The following is a 21,025-nucleotide window of genomic DNA, read 5'->3' as shown; positions in this document are numbered from 1 at the left end:
GGTCATACTGAGTATCATGCCAGATCATGTTGACACCCCTTTGGATTCTTTCGATTACCTGACCATCCTTGAGCCCCTTTTTTTGGTCGAGCCCGAGCTTGCCGACCGAATTTACCGGGAGCTTTGTGAAAAAACATCGCCTCCCACGCTGGCTGAAGTGCAGCTCCTGGTGGAGCATACGTTGAATTGGCTGGCTGACTATCCTGAACTGGGCAAGGCGGTGGCCACCGGCATGCTGAAGCTGGCGGGGATTGTTTCCCACAACTGGCAGGAGCAGTATGTCAGCGCAGTGGAAGCCGGCACCGGGATTACGCCGGTCATTGCCCGTTCGGTGGCGGAAAAATTTATTGCGATTATCCAGACCGGCAATATCCGTCTGCTGGAGTTGGCCCGTTCGGTGGTGATGACCATCGGCCCCTGGGGCCCGTATCCTCTGGGGCAGGTGATGAATGCCCTGCTAGCGCTGCTGGAGGCCGAGGCTGAATATGCTGCTGAACTTTTTTTGCAGATGATTCTGGCCGCCTGCCGCCAGCAGATCAGTGAGCGAGAATTGATTCGCTATGCCCCCCTGCTCTCCCGGGGGATGCTATTCTGTCAGCCGGAGAAGCGTGACTGGCAGGTTACGCCGCTTATGCGGGTGGTGGAGGAGGATTATTCCCTGGCCCATGCCTTTTTCCAGGGTCTGGAAAAGGGGGCTGCCCACCTGGGCAGGAAAGATTTACAGACCTTTGTCGCTCGGGCGTTAGCCGCTGGCGATCATGGCAAACGCCGGCGTTTTCTCGCCCTTGAGTCCCGCATGGGCATTGATGCCTGCCGCCAGTTGCAGACCATGGTTTCCCTTGCATCGCTAACCTCGGCGCTGAACCGCTATCTTTTTGCCCGCAGCGGCCAGGCGGTGGCGGTCCGTTCTCTGGCGCATCTGCCTAAGTCACCCGGCGCGCCACAGCCGGGTCCCTGTACCGATGGCCGTTTCATCTATCTGCCTGCCGAGATGGCAACGGGTGCAACAGTAGGTGAAAACCAGCTGCTCTACCGTATCCTTGCCGGTCTGGAACTGGCCTGTTGGGAAGCCGGCACCTTCACCTTTGACCTGCAGCGTTTTGGGCTTATGTACGGACCGGAGTTGGTGGCTGGCGGTCGGGAGGCTAAAAAGGATCCTGCTGCTCCCGGCTTGGGGGAAAATAGTGATGACTTTAGCCGTTTTTTCCGTTGTTTCCCCCGGCCTTTGCTGGCCGAAGAACTGCTGCAGCTTGTTGAACAGGGCCGCCTGATCTGCTTCCTGCGGCGCCATTACCCGGGTTTTGCCAAACAAGCCGACCACTGGCTGGCGGTGGGTTTAAACTGGCGAGCGGTGCCCGGCGGCTCCTTCTGGTTGGATTTATACCGTTGCCTGGTTCTCGGGCTGGGTGGGTGCGATGGTGATGATCCCTGGCTGCGGGCGATTGCTGCCGTGCGGCGGATTTTTGAGGAGACTATCACCAGCAGTTCTCCGGTGGAGGCAGCAGCCGCGGTGGTGGCCGAAAGTTATCCTGTTGTCGCTGCTGCCGGCGTCGGAATTGAACTGGAAAAAGCATATTGTCGCCCCGCCTATCCTTATGGCCGCCGTCTACGTTTTGACCTCATGGCCCGGGCTTTTCAGCCTCAGGATGAGAGGGCCCGGGAGCTCCATGGTCTGCTGGCGGAAGCCGGCATCGAAAGTTTTAAAGGCGATCTGAAACAACTGCTCCTTGAACAGGATGCTGTGCTGACCCCGGATGTGCTGAAAAATCTGTTGCTTGCCAGCGGCAAAGCAAGCGTATCGGGAAGCAAAACCCTGAAGGATTTGTTGGCTGAACTTGATTTGAGTAGTTTTTTTCCGCCGGAACAATCGGTGGCTGCAGTCGGGCTTGATGAGCAGGTGCCGACCTTCTGGTATGACGAATGGAGCTGCCATCTCCATGATTATCTCCGGGATCATGTCAAACTGCTGCAGCACCAGCGGGTTGGGATAGATGCCTCTTTTTATCCGGAGGTATTGCAGCATCACCACGGACTGGTGCGGCGTATCCGGCGCAATTTTGAAATGCTGCGTCCTGAAGGTCTGCAGATGCTGCGTCATTGGCCGGAAGGCGATTCCTTTGATTATGATGCCCTGCTGGACTATGCCATCGACCGGCGGCTTCGCCGGACTCCCGAAGAACGGTTGTATTGCAAGCGGCTAAAGGTGGAACGGGATGTGACTGTCTTCCTGCTGATTGACGTGAGCAGCTCAACCAAGAATAAGCTTGCCGATTCCAGAAAAACCATTCTTGAGGTTGAAAAAGAGGCGATTGTTCTTTTCTGTGAGGCGCTTGAGCGGGTGGGGGATTGTTTTGCCATTGCCGGCTTTTCCGGTTCGGGTCGTCTGGCGGCGGAGTTTTTTCAACTGAAAGACTTTGCTGAGCCGTTGAACGATGAGGTGAAGAGCAGAATCGGAGCTTTGCGGCCGGAAAAAAACACCCGCATGGGGCCGGCCATCCGCCATGCAACCTCCAAACTGGCCGGTTATCCGGCCAAGGTAAAACTTCTGATTGTCTTGAGTGATGGCCTGCCCAACGATCAGGATTACAGCCAGGAGTACGCCATTGAGGATTGCCGGGCGGCTATCCGGGAAAGTCGCTCACACTTTGTCCATGTCCATGCAGTGACGGTCAACGCGGTTAATTCTCCTCACTTCGACCGACTGTACGGCGATGTTCACCATACGGTCATTGCTGAGGTGCGGGATTTGCCGGACAGGCTGCCGCGGATCTATCGTGCCCTTACCAAACAGTGAGATAGATTGCCAAAACATCTCCTTTGAGCGATTGTTGGGCTAACAAGGTTTCAGGGTCAGATTCTGAGCGGTTGTGGCCCTCGGACGAATCACCTGGATGGTGATTCCTGGCGGACACCTCGGAGCCGGCCAAGGCTGGCCGGCGAGAATGAGCGGGGACCTGGCTCTGAAAACGTTATAACGCTCCAGATTGTTCAACCGGGCAAAAATGATGTGCCCAGTATCGGCATCAATCCTCTGGCGGCGGGACTAGCTCCAGGATGCCGTTCTGCCATTGGAGCAGGTGGCCGGTGAGGCGATTCTGGTTGGTGTGCTGGCCATCGGTGATAAATGAAATGGGACCGAAGACGGTCATCATGTCGGTGTCGGCCAGGAGATCTCTGATCTCCTCACGGGTGAAGAGGAGGGCGTGGGAAAGGGTTTCCCGGATAACGTCAATGCTGGCCTGGGCTGCCGCGGCATGATAGTCGGGAGCCTCGGCAAAGGCAAGCCGGTAGTCGTTAACAAAACGTTCAATGCCCTCATAGGGCAGAAAATCCCCCCACGGAGCGACAGCCTGGACTCCATTAGCCAGTTCGCCGGCATTGTCCCATAGGGACTGCTGGCTGAAGGCGCCGGTACAGCCAACAATATGCAGTGGAACATTTCCCTGCTTATGGAGATATTCCAGCAGGGGGGTCGCATCCGTTCCATTGCCGACCAGAAAAAGGATTTCCGGTTCTTTTTCTGCCAGCTGCTCGCCAAGGTAACGGGTATTGATGCGTCCTGGCCGGTAGCTGCTCCAGATTGCCAGGTCAAGACCAAGGTCAGCACACAGATATTTCAATTTTTTAGCGGTTTCAGTTCTGCAGATGCTGTTTTCATAGATGATTGCGGCAGTCTGGTACCCCTCAATCTGCTTGATATAACGGGCTATGGGCAGCAGTTTTTCCTCTTCCAGGGGGGCAAGGCGGAAAATGTAGTCCCAGTGCTGGCGGGTGATTTTAGGGTTGGCCGCGGTGGTGATGAGAAACGGGATTTGTTGCTGCTGGGCATAGGCCGCCACCGCCCAGCTTGCCGGACTGCTGCAACCGCCGGTCAGGAGCAGCAGCTCATCGACCCCGCTCATAGTTTTTTTGACCGCTTCCACTGCCTGGACGGGGCTGCCGGTTGAATCAATGAAAATCAGGTGCAAGAGTCGTCCTTGGATGCCGCCCGCCAGGTTAACCTGTTCCTCGGCAAACTCGAAGGCCTGCCTTTCCCGTGCGCCAGCGGCTTCCTGATAGCCGGTCAAAGGCAGTACGACCCCGATGCTGATGGTTTCCTGGGCCTTGAGAGGCACTGCAGCAACAATGGTCAGCGACAGCAGGAAAAAAAACAGAATAATGGGTTGTGGACAACGATGCATGATTCTTCCGGCCTATGGGTGGTGCAAGAGGGGAACAACAAGGTTTTTTGCAATCATGGCCTATCCCCAGGTGCGCATTCCATGCTATATCATAAAGCTAAAATGGTTGTAAAGGGATGGCTGAGGGCGTTGACGAACGGGGATAAAAAGCGTATAACCGCCTGCAAAAGAGTGGCGCAGGCTTGGGTGTTTATGGGACCACCTGCGGGTTGAAGTATTATTTTTTAGCGAAAAGAGAGAGAACGTTGGCAGGTCGATGGTAAAAACAGGACGGAAAAGGCGGATACTCGTTGCCAATGATGACGGCATCAGCGCTTTCGGCATCAAGGTATTGGCTGATACACTGGCTGATGTGGGAACGGTGACCGTCGTTGCTCCGGATCGGGAGCAGAGTGCCTGCAGCCATTCCCTCACCCTGCGCAACCCTTTGCGGGTTGAACAGGTTGCCGCCGGCTGGTATGCGGTCGATGGGACGCCGACGGATTGCATCAACCTGGCGATCAATGCCATTATGAAGGATACTCCGCCTGACCTGGTGGTTTCAGGGATTAACAAGGGCGGCAACCTTGGTGATGATATCACCTATTCGGGAACGGTAGCCGCTGCCTTTGAGGGGACCCTGCTGGGCATTCCCTCCCTTGCGGTTTCCCTGGTGGTGGGGCGGGAACACCATTTTGAGACGGCCGGCCGGGTGGCGCTGGAGGTGGCAGAACGGATTTTCCACCATGGCATGCCCGCCGATACCCTGTTCAATGTCAATGTGCCCGATCGGCGCTGGGAGGATCTGGCCGGTTATCGGGTGACCAAGCAGGGGAAACGGATCTATTCCGATGCGGTGATGGAAAATGTTGACCCCCGGGGGCAGAAATACTACTGGATTGGCGGTGATGTCCTGGGGGGGCAGGATATTGAAAACTCCGACTTCCAGGTGATTCAGCAGGGCTGTGTCTCTTTGACCCCCCTCCATCTGGACCTGACCAACTACCGGGTTATTGAAGCGCTGAAACGGTGGGAATGGTCACGATGAACCTCTTTGTTGAAACCTATGGCTGCCAGATGAATGTCAGCGATTCCCTGAAGATCGGTTCCCTTTTTATTGAACAGGGCTATGAGATCACCGGTGATTACCGGCAGGCGGATCTGATTGTCATCAATACCTGCAGTGTGCGGGAAAAACCGGAGCAGAAGCTCTTTAGTGCTCTTGGCCGTTACCTGCCCTTGAAGCGAAAAAATCCCCAGCTGGTGGTGGCAGTGGGCGGCTGCGTTGCCCAGCAGTGGGGCCCGCGGCTGCGGGAAAAATGTCCTGAACTCGATATCGTTTTTGGTACCCATGCGATTGATAGGCTGCCGCTGATGGTGCAGCGGGTCAGAAACGGGGATTTGTCGGCTGTCGATACGGATTTTCGCGAAGCCATCTCCTCCCTGGATATTATTCCTCGTTATGCTGCCGGTACGGTCGCTGCGTTTGTAACCATCATGCAGGGCTGCAATAATTTCTGCAGCTACTGTATCGTCCCCCATGTCAGAGGTCGGGAGTACAGCCGTTCCAGTGCCGCAATTATTGAGGAAGTGCACCAGTTGGCCGACCAGGGGATCAGGGAAGTGGTTCTGCTGGGACAGAATGTCAATTCCTATGGCCTCCAAAGTCCCGGGGAATGTTCATTTGCTGAACTGCTGGCCCGGGTCAACGGGATTGCCGGGATTGATCGGATCCGTTTTACCACGTCCCATCCCAAGGATCTGTCGGTGGAACTGATTGAAGCCTACGGCAGTCTGGATCATCTCTGCCCGCAGCTGCACCTACCGCTGCAGGCCGGTTCCGACCGGATCTTGCAGCGCATGGGTCGGGGGTATACAGTGGCTGACTATCTGGCAAAAGTGGATCATCTCCGCCGGGTTTGCACCACTATTTCCCTGTCATCCGATATGATTATCGGTTTTCCCGGCGAAACTGACAGCGATTTTCAGCAGACCTTGGAAATGACTCGCTTGGTCAGGTATGACACGGTATTTTCGTTCAAATATTCGCCGCGGCCGGGAACCAGGGCGGCCAACTTTAATGAACAGGTTCCTGAAGAGGTGAAAAAAGAACGGCTGCGGCAATTTCAGCAACTCCAGGATGAGATCACCGCTGAAAATCTCGAAGCCATGGTCGGCAGCACCCGGGAAATCCTGGTTGTGGGGCCGGCGAAGAGGGGGGAACGGCAGTGGGTCGGTCGTACCGGTGGCAGCCAGATTGTCAATTTTTTTGCCCCCCGGGATCATACCGGCTCCCTGTTGACCGTGCGGATTACCGCTGCCCTGCGTCATTCTCTGCGGGGTGAGGTTTTTTAACATGTCGTTCAGGAATGGGGCTGGCTCCCTGGTTTGCTTTTATCTGCTGCCCCTGGTTGGCTATGGTGCCCTGATCTATTATTTCTCTGCCCAATCGGATCTTGATCTTGGGGTTTCCTTCAGTCATTTCGATAAACTGCTGCACCTGCTGGAATACGCGGTTCTTGGCGTTTTGGGCTATCGTTTCTGGCGGCGGCTGCTGCCGGCCAGAAGTCCGGCGTTTCTGCTCCTGCTTGCCTTTTTGCTGGCGCTGGTTTATGGTATCAGTGACGAGTTCCATCAGTCTCTGGTGCCGGGTCGGGACAGCTCCCCGATGGATATTCTGGCCGATGGTGCCGGCGGCTATCTCGGTGCCCGGATATATATGGTGATCTGCCAAAGGAGAGAAGGATGATTGATCTGCATACCCATACCCTGTTCAGTGACGGTGTCCTGCTGCCGGCTGAACTGGCCCGGCGGGCCCAAGTTCTCGGGTACCGGGCACTGGCCTTTACGGACCATGTGGACAGTTCCAATCTCGATTGGGTGGTGCCGAAGATTGTTGCTGTTTGTGCCGATCTGCAGCCGGAGATGTCGATAACCCTGATTCCGGGGGTGGAGATTACCCATGTGCCGCCGGCGTTGATCAGCCGTCTGGTGGATCAAGCGCGGGATCTTGGGGCCAGGATTGTTGTTGTTCATGGTGAAACGATCACCGAGCCGGTCTGTCCGGGGACCAATAAGGCGGCGGTGGAGAGCGGCATAGATATCCTGGCCCATCCGGGGTTGATTTCCCGCTCAGTTGCGGAACTGGCCGCCAGCCGGGGAGTATGTCTGGAGATTACGACCCGCAAGGGCCACAGCATTGCCAATGGCCACGTTGCCCGGCTGGCCAGGGAAGTTGGTGCGCCGTTGGTACTGGATAATGACGCCCATGCGCCGGGGGATCTGGTGTCTCTCGAGTTTGCTTCTCAGGTTGCCCTGGGTGCCGGATTGAGCGAGGCGGAGTGGCAGGAGATGCGGTCAATGGCCCAAAAACTGGTTGACCGTGCGGTGTCGGCGGCCGATTGATTGCTATCTGATAGTGGTCTTGGAAGTTTCCGTCTTCCCGATGAACACGTTTCTCCCTTGTTTTGCTGGTCTGATTTTCTCCTGTTGAATTTTTCTCAGCTAACCGCTTTTTACCCTGCCCTTTCCTGCTTTCTTGGCGGCGTAGAGATGTTCATCCGCCACTTCCAGCAGGGTTTCCGGCGAGTCGATGCCGCTGGTCGGGAATGTTGCCTGACCGATGGACAGTGAGCAGGACAGTCCAAGCGAACCTTCCAGAAAAATTTCTCCGTCCCTGGTTTTAGCAAGAATTTTTTCGGCCACCCTCTGGGCCTGAAGCTGATTGGTATGGGGCATGATAATAAGAAACTCATCACCGCCGTAACGGAAGACGGCGTCATTGCTCCTCGTGTTTTCCATCAGGACTACCCCAAGCTGCGTCAGGACCAGATCGCCGACCCCATGACCATGGTGGTCGTTTATCTGCTTGAAATCATCCAGGTCGATCATCATCAGGGAGAGGGGGTGCTGGTAGCGTTTTGCCCGTTCAAATTCCAGCCTCAGAATTTCCTTCAGGGAATGGCGGTTGAATACTCCGGTGAGCTGGTCGGTGCGCGAGGCTTTTTCCAGTTGTCCGCGAATGGCCAGATTTTCAATGGCGATGGCCAGCCGGCTGCCAAGCCGCTCAATGAAATCGGTTGCCATGGTGGGCTGAAATTTTTCCGGGTCGTCACTGATCAGCATGAGGATGCCCATACAGCGGTTGCCGGCGGCCAGCGGGATGGCAGCCGAAGAACCGACAGTGGTGTTTTTTGCGGCCGGAAAAAAAGCGGCCAGCTCCAGCGGTATGCCGGCGAAAATCAGTGGTTTATGGTTGGGGAACAAAGAGAGATAGATTTCCTTCGGCATGGTTGTGGTGGGGGTCATGTTGATGGCGATCTGGTCGGTTGCCAGCCTGGTATTTTCAATTCCTTCCATAACCGAATTCAGCAGGGCGACCGAAACCATGGGGATGGTGAAGCGTTCTCCCACTTCCTGCTGGAGGGAGAGCAGGAGCTGGGGGAGATTTTCCGCCGCGAAGATCCGGTCTTCAACCTGATTGTAATGGTGCTGACGGTCCTGATTTTCCCGGCTGATGGCCATGATCCGGGCCAGCTTTTCTCTGAGCTCCCGGTTTTCCGCAAAAATCTTTTCAAAAATTGCTCCCTTGGCGTCAATCACCGTATTGTTCAAGTCAGTATCAACTGGTTTTGTGGTCATGGACAATCCCTCTCGTCATGGTTGAATCGTTTACTTGCTTGCTCTGATACCTTTAGGTACCATCACACTTCTTCTCGGGGGAGAAGTGTGTCCAGGGGGCAGGCGGCACATGCCGGCTGCCGTTTTTTACAGTAATCCTTGCCGACCCGGACCAACAGGGCGTGAAATTCGTTATAGATTCGAGCTCTGGGTTGCAGGTTGGCATGCAGATAGTCCTGTATCTGATCATAGGTTGCCTGGTGAGCAACCATAGCATGGCGGCTGAAAATCCTGGTGGTGTAGGCATCAACGACAAAGACCGGCCGCTGGAAAGCATAGAGCAGAATGCTGTCGGCAGTTTCCTTGCCAATACCATTAACGGCCAGCAACCACTGCCTGAGTTCGCCGGTCGGTAAAGCTGCCAGCCGTTTGAGAGAACCGAAATCGTTGTGCAGCCGTCGGCCGAATTCCTGGAGGCGCCGGGATTTTTGGTTGTAATAGCCGGAAGCACGGATCAGGGGAGCCAGCTGCGCATGGCTGAGAGAGGTCAGCCGGCCAAAATCCAGCAGCTGCTCCTGGCGCAAAATGCCAAGGACCCGCTCAACATTGGACCAGGTGGTATTCTGGGTGAGAATAGCCCCGATAATGGTTTCGGCAACCGTGTCAGCCGGCCACCAATGCTGGGGGCCATAGGCTGCCGCAAGTTCCTGGAAAAGTAATGCCGGTCGGCAGTCTGCCCCGGGGGTTGCTATGTTGTCAGATCCTATGGTTGCGCCTCATGGGTGTCAGTAAAACAGGGTGCTAAGATAGAAAATCTTCTGCACCCTGTCATGTTGCATCTCTGATTGCCGGTAAAGCTACTCCTTCAAGGCCGCCTGGGCCGCCGCCAGTCTGGCAATGGGTACCCGGTAGGGAGAACAGCTCACATAGTTGAGGCCAGTGCGATGGCAGAATTCCACCGATGCCGGCTCGCCACCATGTTCGCCACAGATGCCCACCTTGAGATCCGGGCGGGTCGTTCTGCCCTTGGTAACGCCCATTTCCACCAAGGCGCCGACGCCGTCAATATCAATGGAAACAAACGGATCAACGGCGAAAATACCCTGATCAAGATAATCTTTGAGAAATTTTCCGGCGTCGTCACGGCTGAGTCCATAGGTGGTCTGGGTCAGGTCATTGGTGCCGAACGAGAAGAATTCAGCTTCCTTGGCGATCTCATCGGCGGTAATGGCTGCCCGGGGCAGTTCGATCATGGTACCGATCAGGTAGTCGAGGGTAACTCCGTAACGGCCGATGGTTTCATCGCAGATGGTGATAATTTTTTCTTTCAGAATCCGTAGTTCTCTGACGTCGACAACCAGGGGAATCATAATTTCCGGAATGACGGAAAGCTGCGGACCTTTCACCAGCTCGCAGGCCGCCTCCATGATCGCCCGGACCTGCATGAGATAAATTTCCGGGAAGGAGATGCCCAGCCGGCAGCCGCGATGTCCCAGCATGGGATTGAATTCGTGCAGGCCGGCGGTTCGCTGTTTAAGCGTTTCAAAGGGTATCCCCATGGATTGGGAAAGCTCTTTCAATTCGTGGTCGGTGTGGGGAAGAAACTCGTGCAGGGGTGGATCAAGGAGCCGGATGGTTACCGGCAGACCTTCCATGGCGGTAAAGATGCCGATGAAATCGCTTTTCTGCATCGGCAGAATCTTGGCTAATGCTTTTTCCCGGCCGGCCAGATCAGAGGCCAGAATCATCTCCCGGACGGCCATGATCCGGTCTTCCTCAAAGAACATATGCTCAGTGCGGCACAAACCGATGCCCTCCGCGCCGAAATTGCGGGCCACAGCTGAGTCATGGGGGGTGTCAGCGTTGGTGCGGACCTTCAGGCGGCGGGTTTCGTCAACCCAGTCCATAAAGATACCGAATTCTCCGGTCAGCCCTGGTTCAATGGTGGGGATGGTGCCCAGGAACAGCTCACCGGTTGACCCATCAAGGGTAATAATATCGCCTTTTTTGACCACCGATTTGCCGACCTTGAAGAAATCACCGCTGTAGTTCACCACCACGTCACCGCAACCGGCGACACAGCATTTGCCCATCCCCCGGGCAACAACCGCCGCATGGGAGGTCATACCGCCCCGGGAGGTCAGAATACCCTGGGCCGCATGCATGCCGTGGATGTCTTCAGGCGATGTTTCGATGCGTACCAGAATAACCTTTTTCCCCTCGGCATTCAGCGCTTCCGCCTCATCGGCGGAGAAAACAACCTCCCCACAGGCGGCCCCCGGGGAGGCGGGCAGCCCTTTTGCCAACTGGGTCCGGGGCGCATCGGGGTCGAGGGTGGGGTGGAGCATCTGATCCAGCTGTTGGGGATCAATGCGCAAAATAGCTTCCTTTTTGCTGATCAGCCCTTCGTTGACCATATCAACGGCGATCTTGACGGCTGCCTTGACGGTTCGCTTGCCGTTCCTGGTCTGCAGAAGCCAGAGCTTTCCTCTTTCAATGGTAAACTCGATATCCTGCATATCATGATAATGCTGCTCCAGCTTTTGATAGATGGTTACCAGTTCCTGGTAGAGCGGCGGCATCACCTCTTCCAGCGAAGGCAGGGATTGGTCGGTCTTGCCCACATTATTGATCGGTTGGGGAGTGCGGATGCCGGCGACCACATCTTCGCCTTGGGCGTTGACGAGAAATTCACCGAAAAAGTAGTTTTCACCGGTGGAGGGATCCCGGGTGAAGGCCACCCCGGTGGCGCAGTCATCTCCCATATTGCCGAAGACCATGGACTGGACGTTGACTGCGGTTCCCCAGTGGTCCGGAATATTGTTCAGCCGGCGGTAGGTGATTGCCCGCTTGGTTTCCCAGGATTTGAAAACGGCTGAAATCGCCCCCCACAGCTGGGCTGCGGGATCTTCAGGGAAATCACTGCCGGTCAATTCCCGCACCCTCTCCTTCAGCAGGCCCACCAGTTCTTTAAGATCCAAGGCGTCCAGTTCCGTGTCCTGTTTAACGCCCCTTTTCTCCTTCATTTCTTCCAGGAGTTCTTCCAGTTTTTCCCCATCAATGCCAAGAACAACATTGCCGTACATCTGGATGAAGCGGCGATAGCTGTCATACGCAAAGCGCTCATTACCTGACTGCCTGATGATTCCCTTGATGGTGTCATCATTGAGACCCAGGTTGAGGACGGTATCCATCATGCCGGGCATGGAAACCCGGGCACCGGAGCGGACCGAGAAAAGTAATGGATTGTCCGGAGAACCAAAGCGCCGCTCCATGATTGCTTCGGTTTTGGCAATGGCGTCCTGTACCTGCTCCGTCAGGCCGTCAGGGTATTGGTTGTGGTGCTGATAAAAATGGACACAGGCTTCGGTGCTGATGGTAAAACCAGAGGGCACCGGGATGCCGATGCTGGTCATTTCTGCCAGATTGGCTCCTTTGCCGCCCAGCAGATTTTTCATCGAGCTGTTGCCCTCAGCAGCGCCATTGCCAAACGTGAAAACATATTTTTCTGCCATCTGCAATCCCCTTTTTATCCTGAAAAATTGATGGCTTGTAACAACGCCATCTTCTTCGTTAACCTGCAACCTTCGTCACTGCGGTGTACTGGATGTATGCCTCATTCCTCAGGCTTTGCTTGCCTCAAATCTGGAGCCGTTACTGTGCCATCCGGTTTTCAAAGCTTTTTGCCAGTTGTTACGAGTTCATCAAAATTAGAGCCTGGCGAAATCGGCAACCTGCTTGAACATGGTTGCAATGGCTTGCAGCAGAGCCAGGCGATTCTTTTTTACCGTTTCATCCTCGGCCATCACCATAACCTGATCGAAAAACTGGTCGACGGTCGGTTTCAACTCTGCCATGGTTGCCAGTGCCCGGGGATAATCCCGGTCGGCAATGGCTTGTCGGCATGCGGCATCAATCTGCAGAAATGCCTGGTGAAGTTGTTGTTCCGCTTCCTCTTCAAAGAGCTGTTCATTAATCTGTGCAGCAGGAGAGGCGTCCTTGATGATGTTCATAACCCGTTTGAAAGCTACCAGCAGCAATTCAAAGTCGTCACGGTGGCGAAAAAGATCAAGGGCGGCAATCTTGTTGCCGGCTTCCACCAGATCGCTGACCCCGTCATGGAGAACAGCTTCCACCACCCCGGCAGGAATGCCTTTGGCGGTCAGGTTGTTGAACAGTCGTCCTTTGATAAACTCCAGCACCTCCTGTGCAACCTGCTGGGCCGGCCGGTCAATCTTTTCCGCCAGGAGAACCAGGGACTTTTCCACCAGCCAGGAAAGGTCAAGCTCATACTGGCGGTCACTGATAATATGAATAATCCCAAGGGCCTGGCGGCGCAGGGCGTACGGGTCCGCACCGCCGGTTGGCAGCAGGCCGATGCCAAAACAGCCGACAATGGTGTCAATCTTGTCCGCAATACTCACCAGGGCACCGCAGTCTTCGGTTGGCAAAGCGCCGCCTGCAGCGACGGGCAAATAGTGTTCATAGATCCCGCGGCTGACGTCGGGATGTTCCTTTGCCGCGCGGGCATACTCGCGTCCCATAATTCCCTGCAGGTCGGCAAATTCATAGACCATGCTGCTTTCCAGGTCTGCCTTGCAGAGCAGGGCAGTGCGGCTTACCCGCTCTTTTTTAGCCGGGCACAGCCGGACGGCGAGGTCTTCAGCCAGGGAGCGGAAGCGGGTCATCTTTTCATAGGAGGTGCCAAGCTTTGCCTGGAAAACCACATTCTTCAGCCGCTCAACAAAGGATTCCAGGTCAACTTTCAGATCGTCCTGGTAGAAAAAGTTGGCATCGTTCAGTCGAGCCCGCAGAACCCGCTCGTTGCCGGCGATCACCAGCTGGCGGTCATGGGCAACGGTATTGTTGATGGTGACGAAATGGGGCATCAGTTCGCCCTGGCGGTTGCGGATGCTGAAATATTTCTGATGGTGGCGCATAACGGTGATCAATACTTCATCGGGAAGCCGGAGGAACTGCTCCTCAAAGGTACCGCAGGTTGCATCAGGATATTCCACCAGATTGGTGACCGTTTCCAACAGGTCGTCATCGGCAATGATGGTGCCGTCAACCTGCTGCTCAATGGCCAGCAGCTGCTCCTTAATCATAGCCTTGCGTTCGGTGGGATCAACGATAACCTTAGCCTGTCGGCAGAGGTCGAGGTAGTGAGCGGGGTGATCGATGGCAAACGGCCCCGGAGCCATGAACCGGTGCCCATGGGAACAATTTTCCGATTGCAGTTCGCCGAAGTCGAAGGGGATAACTGTTTTACCAAACAGTGCCAGCAGCCAGTGCACGGGCCGGGCAAAGCGGAGATCAAGGTCTTTCCAGCGCATTGATTTACGAAAGGGGATATTCTGAACAAAACCGGGTAACGCCGCTGCCAGGATATCGACCGTTGCCAGGCCGGTTTCCTTTTTTCTGGCACAGAGATAGTCCCCTTTTTCGGTGGTTGCTATTTCCAGCTGGTCCAGGTCGATGCCCTGTCCCCGGGCAAAACCGACTGCTGCTTTGGTTGGTTTTCCCTCAGCATCATAGGCAACTTTTCGGGAGGGGCCGAGGTTTTCAATAACCCGATCCTCCTGCCGGTCAGCCAAGCTGCTGACGTAGACCGCCAGCCGTCGGGGCGTTCCCATTATCCTGATGGTTTCGTAAGACAACCGTTGCCGTTCCAGGAGACCGGCAGTGAGGGTCGCCAGATCAGTATATGCTTTGGTCAGGAAACCGGCTGGAATCTCTTCCATCCCGATTTCCAGTAAAAAATCATGGGGCATCGTTTCCTCCATCAGTGGGAGCGATTATCCGGTTTGGGATAGAAACATCGGGAAGTGTTTACTGCAAAAGCTCAATGATTTTATCGTCAATGGCCTGGGCGATCTCGTTATTGAAGCCAACCGCCCTGAAAACAATTTCTGATTTCTGGTTGAGGACAATCATGGTTGGAATGGAGCTGATTTCACCAAAGGACTTAAGGATGGCGTTGTCAATTCCCAGGGCAAGGTCGTAGTCCATCTGGTTTCGGCGGGCAAAATCAGCAACTTCTTCCTTGCCGCCGCGGTCAAGGCTGACTCCGATGATAACCAGTCCCCGGTCGCGATACTCTTTATCCAGTTCCACCAGATGGGGAATTGCCGCCCGGCAGGGGGGGCACCAGGTGGCCCAGAAATCAAGGATGACTACCTTGCCATTCAAAGAATCCCGGGTAAGTTTCTTGCCCGCAAAGGAGGTCAGCGAAAAATCAGGTGCCAGCTTGCCTTTTTTTTCCTCTGGGCCGGACGATTGGCCGCAGGAGCAGAAGCTGATCAGGATAAGGAAGAGGACGATGGTTAACAGCGGTTTGCGCTCGTTGGTGGTAGCCATGGCCATGGTGCACCTCCTGTGAGCTGCATGGTGGGGCCGTGCAATGGTGCCGGCTGATTTCGCCGTTCCCGTTGTTGAGTAATCTTTATCGGACATCTGATTATTGCGCACTGTTAAGCATGTTTTCCAGGTGATCTTTCGGTGCCATGCCGACAATCTTGTTGACTTCTTTCCCCTTGGCAAAAAGAATCAGTGTCGGGATGCCGCGGACACCGTATTTTGCCGGAGTTTTGGGGTTTTCATCAACATTGATTTTAAACACCTTTATCTTACCTTCCTGCTCCCGGGCAAATTCTTCCAGAACCGGGGCCATAGCGGTGCAAGGTCCACACCAGGTGGCATAAAAATCAATCAGTATGGGAACTTCAGACTGCTCGATCTCAGCAGCAAAGTTGTCATCATTCAAGTGTCCGATAAATTCAGCCGACATGTGGTTTCCTCCTGCAAAAGGTAAATGCTAATAGTGGTGGATACGTGAAGTTAAAAAAAGAGACTGCCCAGCCCGACCGGCCGCTTAGCACCCTCAACCGCCTCCTTTAAAAAGACGATAGGCAATAAAAGCGACAATAACCACAAAAATTCCAGTGGAGATCAGACTTTCAAAATCCATAATCAATAACATCCTTGTCTGAAAAAGACAATCCTCATGATGACAAAGTTTCCTTTAACGGTCCCGCTGCAGGACATAGTCAGCGAGAAAAAGCAGTGCTTCCTTGAAGGGTGACGGCGGCAGCGGCATGAGCAGGTTCTTTGCTTCCGCGACATGGGTGGCGGCCCGCTGCAGGGTGAATTCAACTCCTTTATAACGGCTGATCAGCCGATGGACCAAAACAAAATCTTCCTTGGTGACGAAGTCAGCCAGAATAATGTCATGCAGCTGCTGTTTTTCTTTTTCGGTTGCCTGGTTCAGGGTATGGATCAGCGGCAGGGTAAGTTTTCCCTCCTCGAGGTCGATGCCGATTGCTTTACCCAGTTCTTCCTCCCGTGACGTATAATCCAGCACGTCATCGACCATCTGGAAAGCCATTCCCAGATTGAGGCCAAAGGCTTTCATCATCTGCTGCATCGCTGTATCGGTATCTGCCAGCAGGGCGCCGATTTCACAGGCAATGGCCATAAGAATGGCGGTTTTGCCCTCAATGACCGCCAGATAATCGTTTTCGGTAGTGGTCACATCGGCCGTTTTCATCAGTTCGAGGATTTCACCTTCAGCCAAACGGCGGGTTGCGGAAGAGAGGGCTTTGAGGATTTTCAGATTTCCCTGGTCAACCGCCAGATCGAAAGAGGTTGAAAAAAGAAAATCCCCCACCAGGACCGATGCCTCATTACCCCAAATAGTGTTGGCGGCCGCCAGTCCCCGGCGCATGTCAGCCTGGTCGACAACATCATCATGGAGCAGGGTGGCGGTGTGGATGAATTCAATAACCGCCGCCAGGGTGATTGCTGAAGAGGGTTTCCCCCCCAGCATGTTCATGGTCAGAATAAGCAGGGCCGGCCGCAAACGCTTTCCCCCGCTTAAGATGATATGTTCACTTATTTTTGGAATGAGGGAAACGTTGGTCTGCAGATGGCTGGAATAGGCAGCTTCGGTCTGTTTCAGCTCATCATCGATGAGCTGAAACACATCGTTTATCCCGGTGATAACGGTCATGATGCTGGCAAACCTTGAAGGCGGAAAAAACTGACCCATTACGCCGCCTTATTTCCGTAATGACAGATGCTGTTGAGACGCTAAACCTGAGAATTTATAGCCTAATGGCCGGTACATGTCAAAATGTTTTTAACCGCCGGCCATCGGCAGCCGGAAGGAAAAATAATAAAAGGCCCTGATTTTTTCAACCAGCGCAGCAGGTGACTGTTGATTGTCGGTGTAAATGGGGTTGACGGTTATGACTGGATAACTCGCGGAGCGGCAATCTCCAGTCCCTCCCTGCCGTTTTTGCGGGCTGTCAGGATAACCAGTTCGGCTGGCTCATCAGGCCGGGGATGGATGCATTGCAGTTGTTTTGGTATGAGCTTCTGTTTGGTAAAGGCAGCCAGCAGCGAGGAGAGGCGCTCAGCCGGGTAGATAACAAAAATCCGGCCATTGGGTTTGAGAAAATAGGCCGACGTTGTCGCCAGGGAAGTCAGATCGGTGGTGATTTCATGGCGGGCGATGGCTTTTTGGCGGCACTGGTTGAGGCGTCCCTGTTGTTTTTGGTAATAAGGAGGATTGGTGATCACCGTGGCAAAGGAGGCCGGCGGAGCAATGTTCTGAGAGAAGCGGTAATCGCCATGGTGAATGGTAATCCGATTCTGTAGCTTGTTGAGAATGGTGTTGTTTTGGGCCAGGTTCGCAAGTTCCGGCTGGATTTCGATACCTGTGAATGGTCCAGCAGAGGGAAAACGTCGGGCCAGGAGGAGGGGAATAACGCCTACGCCGGTGCCCAGATCAAGAACGTTAGTGCCGGTTTCCAAGGTGACCGCGTCGGCCAGCAGGAAAGGGTCCATATTGTAGCGGTAGCCACTTTTTGGCTGCTGGATGGACAGTTGTTCTGCCGGGAGCACTTCAGTGGTGACGGTTGACTGGCCGCTGGGAGTTGTGGGCATGCAATCGATTCCTGTTTGGTTGATAAACCGTCAGGGTTTAGCTTTCCCACGGATGCCATGCATTCATTACTGCTAGCTGAAGAGGTAAAGAAGCAGGCCGGTCACCAGCTTTGGATAGAAGAAGGTGGACTTCTGCGGCATTTTTTCGCCGGCCGCGGCAACCTGTTTTACCTGCTCGATCGCTGTTGGACGGAGCAATACCGCCAGCTGGTTTTCGCCGCCCATGACCGAGGCCACCGCAGCGGCCGCATCCTGGGTAAAGCTGGTGTAACGCTGCGTTTCCATGTCAGCGGCACTGATCTGCAGTGCCTGTCCGAAAAGCAGGTGGTGAAGAACGGAAACATCCAGAGAAGCAAGGGCGGCAGGCAGGTTTTCCATCAGCGATGCCCGTTTCTCCGGGGTTAATGAAAGCAGGTAGCAGTCGGGGCGGTTGCCGACAACGGCTACCAACCTGGTGCCCTGCTGTTCCGTTTTCAACGTGTCCAATAACGTTTTTGCCATGGCCTCCGGCGACCGTTCCTGAAGCTCAAGAGGTGTAAGTTGGAACAGTTTTCCGGCCTTTTCAATAAATGAAGCGGGGTCCAGCTTTGGATAACCGGAAACCTGCCGATGGGTCGGCAGAATAGCCAGATCACTGCTGGCGGTATTGGAACAGTAAACCATGACATAGTTGTAAGGCTCCCGGCCGTCTGCCCGGGGTTCCTGCTGCAGCCTCAACTGCCGGTACTGCATGGCGGTTTCAAAGCGGTGGTGGCCATCGGCAATGAAGAGCGACTGGGGGGCCAGAACCGCCTGAATCCGGCTGATAGCTGCCGGATCAGTAACCTGCCACAGACGTCGATCGATACCCTCATGGCCGCTCAGATCAATGAACGGCAGTTCGGTTTCACGATGCTGCTGCAGCTCCCGTTCGACAATGAAATCAGGATCGTCATAGAGAGTTAAAATCTGGCTGAAATTGGCTTGACAATGGGTCATCAGTTTCAAGCGGTCCTCCTTGGGGCCGCTCATGGTTTTTTCATGGGGCAAAACAGCATTGTGGGGGAGGCCGGTCAGCTGCAGCAGGCCGATAAAACCTTTTCGGCAGTAGGTGATACCAAGGATGGTGAATTCTTCTTCAAGGTAGTAAAGCGCCGGTTTCCGGTCGGCAACCAGAATTGCTTTTTCCCGCCATGCAGCCAAGGTTGTTGCCGCCTGACGATATTCTTCATCCTGCCGGGGTTTACCTTTTTCCTGGGCGCTTTTCCCCAGGATAAGGCGAATGATATTATGGGGGTCTTTTTGCAGCAGTTTTTCCCTGTCGGTGGTGGAAATGACATCGTATGGGGGGGCGACAACTGCTGAAAGGTCGCTGATGTGGTCGGGATTATAATAGGTTCCGGAAAATGGTTTAATGATCGGCACGACTTCCTCACTCTTTAGGGTATTTTTCTGGATTGACGGTTCCCGGGTTGGTAAACAGGCACCAGTCGAGCCCGCTCTATCATAAAAAAGGGGGCAAGGCAACTGCTTTTGCCTTGCAGTAGTGCCTTTTACCGACCAGGGGTGGTATCGAACTGAATAGTGATCGGACAGTCGGTCGGGCAGTGTCGGTCAATACGAAACCGTTCGGCAGCGGAGCCGCCGTTGACGGCAATTTCCAGCAGCCCGAAGCTGCTGCAGGTCAAGATGGTGGTCTGCGGCTGGACCATGCCATAGGTGGAGGTCAGGGTGTTAGTGTGCCAGTCGCCGAACCGGCAGTGGAAGCGGGGGGAAGATGTTACGCTTGCACAGGTGATATTCGTGATCAGGTTGCCGAAATGGTCACCATAGATGACGGTGCCATGGATTGATCGATCGTTGACGACCGGTTCCGGCAGGGGGGTTGAAATCAGGGCTGCGGGGCCAACCGGAGGCCCCAGTTCGCCGATCGGTCGGTCAGCCGCCAGATGCAGGGCGGCTGGCAGAAAGATGTCCCGGCCGTGAAACGTGGGCGCCGGTGTAGGAGAAATAATTGCTGGATTGCTGATCTCATGGATGGCTGTTGCCCGTTCCTGCATGCAGGTGAAAATTCCGTTGTCTGGGCCGACAAAAAAACCGGCGGCCGTCTGGATCGCCAGGGCTCGGCGTCCGGTGCCCACACCCGGATCAACAACCGCCAGGTGCACGGCATGGGCTGGAAATGTGGGGCAGCAGTAGTTGAGCAGAAACTGTCCTTCCTGGCTGTTGCCGGGTTGGACGGCATGGCTGATGTCGATGATCTGTACTGTTGGTGCAGAACGCAGCGCCAACCCCTTTAACATGGCAACATAGGGGCTCTGGCTGCCAAAGTCGGTCAGCAGGGTGATAAGCATGGTGTTTATCCTGGACGACAACGGCTAATGGAGGAACAGGACGTCAATGGCAGTAACGACGAAAAGGGAAATGCTGATGTAGCCGTTGACGGTAAAAAAAGCAGCATCTATCCGTGAGAGATCCGTAGGTGAAAGCAGCTGATGTTCATGGTGGAGGAGGCCGGCGACAAGCAGCAGCCCGACGAGATAGAGCCAGCCCACATGGGGTGATGCCAAAAAGACCAGCAATAGCAGTGCCAGCATGATCAGGTGAAGCCGTTTGGCCAGCAACAGGGTCGCGTCTACGCCGATCTTGGCCGGCAGGGAGAAAAGCCCGGTTTTCTGGTCAAAGGTGATATCCTGGAGTGCGTAGAGCAGGTCAAACCCGGTGACCCAGCAGAGAACTGCCAATCCGAGGAAGATCGGCGGAAGCGCCAGGCTGCCGGTGACCGCGATCCAGGCTCCAATGGGTGAAATGCCGAGGCTGAAGCCGAGAATGTAGTGGGTATAAACGGTGTATCGCTTGGCCAGCGAGTAGGCGGAGAGGATGATGATGACATAGGGGCTGAGCATGAAACAGAGATGGTTGAGCTGGCTGGCGGCCAGAACAAAAATGCCGTAGCTGCCGATGATCAGCAGCAGAACCTGACATAATCCTACCTGACCGGCAGGCAGCGGCCGGTTTTTAGTGCGTGGGTTCAGTGCGTCAATCCGGTAGTCCAGCAGGCGGTTCGTTCCCATGGCCCCGGTGCGGGCGCCGACCATGGCGATGATGATCCAGCAAAGCTGCCCGCCCGCCGGCAGGCCGCCGGCGGCCAGCAGTGCCCCCATCAGGGCGAATGGCAGAGCAAAGATTGTGTGGGAAAACTTGACCAACTCAAGAAAAACTTGTAGTCGTTGACGGAGGTGTTGACTGTATCTCTTCAGTTGATGTTTTTTCATAACCAGGATGGGTACCGAAAATTGCTGGTTGTCAACCTTTTG

At 54.8% G+C, this 21,025-nt stretch carries 17 protein-coding genes; 5 read left to right on the top strand and 12 right to left on the bottom strand.

The genetic code is table 11. The annotated features are described in order from the left end of the window. The first annotated feature begins 16 nt into the window (after positions 1 to 16). Positions 17 to 2,794, top strand: a complete 2,778-nt coding sequence (locus tag JXO50_02935) for a VWA domain-containing protein (protein MBN2332040.1) — start codon at positions 17 to 19, stop codon at positions 2,792 to 2,794. Between the two features lie 229 nt (positions 2,795 to 3,023). Here the strand turns inward: JXO50_02935 and JXO50_02930 are convergent, their stop codons facing one another. Then, positions 3,024 to 4,181, bottom strand: a complete 1,158-nt coding sequence (locus JXO50_02930) for an ABC transporter substrate-binding protein (protein ID MBN2332039.1) — start codon at positions 4,179 to 4,181, stop codon at positions 3,024 to 3,026. 256 nt (positions 4,182 to 4,437) lie between these two features. Here JXO50_02930 and surE point away from each other — a divergent pair, with 256 nt between their 5' ends. Genes surE through JXO50_02910 form a run of 4 tightly spaced genes read left to right on the top strand, consistent with a single transcriptional unit; the run spans position 4,438 to position 7,565 of the window. Then, the gene (gene surE / locus JXO50_02925; GenBank protein MBN2332038.1) at positions 4,438 to 5,208 is read left to right on the top strand and encodes a 5'/3'-nucleotidase SurE; all 771 of its coding nucleotides are present in this window, start codon (positions 4,438 to 4,440) and stop codon (positions 5,206 to 5,208) included. Beyond that, positions 5,196 to 6,515 (top strand): tRNA (N6-isopentenyl adenosine(37)-C2)-methylthiotransferase MiaB, encoded by a 1,320-nt coding sequence (gene miaB / locus JXO50_02920; protein ID MBN2332037.1) that lies wholly within the window; start codon positions 5,196 to 5,198, stop codon positions 6,513 to 6,515. Before surE ends, miaB begins: the two co-directional genes overlap by 13 nt. A gap of 1 nt (position 6,516) precedes the next feature. Beyond that, the gene (locus tag JXO50_02915; protein ID MBN2332036.1) at positions 6,517 to 6,909 is read left to right on the top strand and encodes a VanZ family protein; all 393 of its coding nucleotides are present in this window, start codon (positions 6,517 to 6,519) and stop codon (positions 6,907 to 6,909) included. Continuing rightward, a complete protein-coding gene (locus JXO50_02910; GenBank protein ID MBN2332035.1) occupies positions 6,906 to 7,565 on the top strand; it encodes a histidinol phosphate phosphatase domain-containing protein in 660 nt (219 codons plus the stop codon). Before JXO50_02915 ends, JXO50_02910 begins: the two co-directional genes overlap by 4 nt. A 99-nt stretch (positions 7,566 to 7,664) precedes the next feature. On the opposite strand, the gene JXO50_02905 is transcribed toward JXO50_02910, so the two are convergent. The 11 genes from JXO50_02905 to JXO50_02855 all read right to left on the bottom strand — a co-directional run bounded on the left by JXO50_02905 (position 7,665) and on the right by JXO50_02855 (position 20,983). Next, a complete protein-coding gene (locus JXO50_02905; protein MBN2332034.1) occupies positions 7,665 to 8,801 on the bottom strand; it encodes a sensor domain-containing diguanylate cyclase in 1,137 nt (378 codons plus the stop codon). A 62-nt stretch (positions 8,802 to 8,863) separates the two neighbouring features. Next, complete coding sequence (locus JXO50_02900) at positions 8,864 to 9,532, bottom strand: endonuclease III domain-containing protein (GenBank protein ID MBN2332033.1); 669 nt, start codon at positions 9,530 to 9,532, stop codon at positions 8,864 to 8,866. A gap of 105 nt (positions 9,533 to 9,637) precedes the next feature. After that, positions 9,638 to 12,295, bottom strand: coding sequence for a pyruvate, phosphate dikinase (locus JXO50_02895; GenBank protein ID MBN2332032.1), 2,658 nt, complete (start codon positions 12,293 to 12,295; stop codon positions 9,638 to 9,640). Between the two features lie 195 nt (positions 12,296 to 12,490). Next, positions 12,491 to 14,554, bottom strand: a complete 2,064-nt coding sequence (locus JXO50_02890) for a glycine--tRNA ligase subunit beta (protein ID MBN2332031.1) — start codon at positions 14,552 to 14,554, stop codon at positions 12,491 to 12,493. 58 nt (positions 14,555 to 14,612) lie between these two features. Continuing rightward, the gene (locus JXO50_02885; protein ID MBN2332030.1) at positions 14,613 to 15,146 is read right to left on the bottom strand and encodes a TlpA family protein disulfide reductase; all 534 of its coding nucleotides are present in this window, start codon (positions 15,144 to 15,146) and stop codon (positions 14,613 to 14,615) included. 94 nt (positions 15,147 to 15,240) lie between these two features. Then, the gene (trxA, locus tag JXO50_02880; GenBank protein MBN2332029.1) at positions 15,241 to 15,570 is read right to left on the bottom strand and encodes a thioredoxin; all 330 of its coding nucleotides are present in this window, start codon (positions 15,568 to 15,570) and stop codon (positions 15,241 to 15,243) included. Positions 15,571 to 15,804: 234 nt separating this feature from the next. Continuing rightward, on the bottom strand, positions 15,805 to 16,791 hold the full coding sequence (locus tag JXO50_02875) for a polyprenyl synthetase family protein (protein ID MBN2332028.1): 987 nt from the start codon (positions 16,789 to 16,791) through the stop codon (positions 15,805 to 15,807). 236 nt (positions 16,792 to 17,027) lie between these two features. Then, positions 17,028 to 17,729 carry a methyltransferase gene (locus tag JXO50_02870; protein MBN2332027.1) on the bottom strand — a complete coding sequence of 234 codons (702 nt, stop codon included), beginning with the start codon at positions 17,727 to 17,729 and terminating at the stop codon, positions 17,028 to 17,030. A gap of 72 nt (positions 17,730 to 17,801) precedes the next feature. Further along, positions 17,802 to 19,133 carry a DUF1015 domain-containing protein gene (locus JXO50_02865; GenBank protein MBN2332026.1) on the bottom strand — a complete coding sequence of 444 codons (1,332 nt, stop codon included), beginning with the start codon at positions 19,131 to 19,133 and terminating at the stop codon, positions 17,802 to 17,804. 128 nt (positions 19,134 to 19,261) lie between these two features. Then, positions 19,262 to 20,062 (bottom strand): SAM-dependent chlorinase/fluorinase, encoded by an 801-nt coding sequence (locus tag JXO50_02860; protein ID MBN2332025.1) that lies wholly within the window; start codon positions 20,060 to 20,062, stop codon positions 19,262 to 19,264. Positions 20,063 to 20,086: 24 nt separating this feature from the next. After that, the gene (locus JXO50_02855; GenBank protein ID MBN2332024.1) at positions 20,087 to 20,983 is read right to left on the bottom strand and encodes a UbiA family prenyltransferase; all 897 of its coding nucleotides are present in this window, start codon (positions 20,981 to 20,983) and stop codon (positions 20,087 to 20,089) included. Positions 20,984 to 21,025 lie beyond the last annotated feature (42 nt).

This window comes from Candidatus Anaeroferrophillus wilburensis (genome assembly GCA_016934315.1).
Classification (GTDB): Bacteria; Desulfobacterota; Anaeroferrophillalia; order Anaeroferrophillales; family Anaeroferrophillaceae; genus Anaeroferrophillus; species Anaeroferrophillus wilburensis.
The sequence above is the reverse complement of the archived record's forward strand: the minus strand, read 5'-3'. Positions and strand labels throughout refer to the sequence as shown.